Source organism: Mycobacterium sp. UM_Kg1, assembly GCF_000972925.1.
GTDB lineage: Bacteria > Actinomycetota > Actinomycetes > Mycobacteriales > Mycobacteriaceae > Mycobacterium > Mycobacterium hiberniae.
Map to the genome: position 1 here is coordinate 1 of NZ_JRMK01000374.1, position 291 is coordinate 291.

The window sequence follows — 291 nt, forward strand, 5'->3', positions numbered from 1 at the left end:
GGCGACACCACTTTGGTCGGCTTGCTGGACGGGGTGGGCTTGGGCGGTCTGGACGTCGGGGCGCTGCTGGGGGCGGTCGGGTTGGGCGGCACCACGTTGCCCGACTTGATCGAGGATCTGGGGATGGGCGACACCACGCTCACCGGGCTGTTGGACGGTCTGGGGCTGGGTGAGATGACCCTGCCCGGGCTGCTCAGTGGTGCGGGCCTGGGGCATATGACGCTGCCCGGGCTGCTGGACGGCGTCGGGTTGGGCGACACCACTTTGGTCGGCTTGCTGGACGGGGTGGGC

Annotated in this window: 1 pseudogene; it reads left to right on the top strand. The window is 70.4% G+C overall.

Annotation, left to right across the window (positions count from 1 at the left end):
- Positions 1–291: pseudogene (locus tag LI92_RS24115) on the top strand (hypothetical protein); the annotation flags it as partial.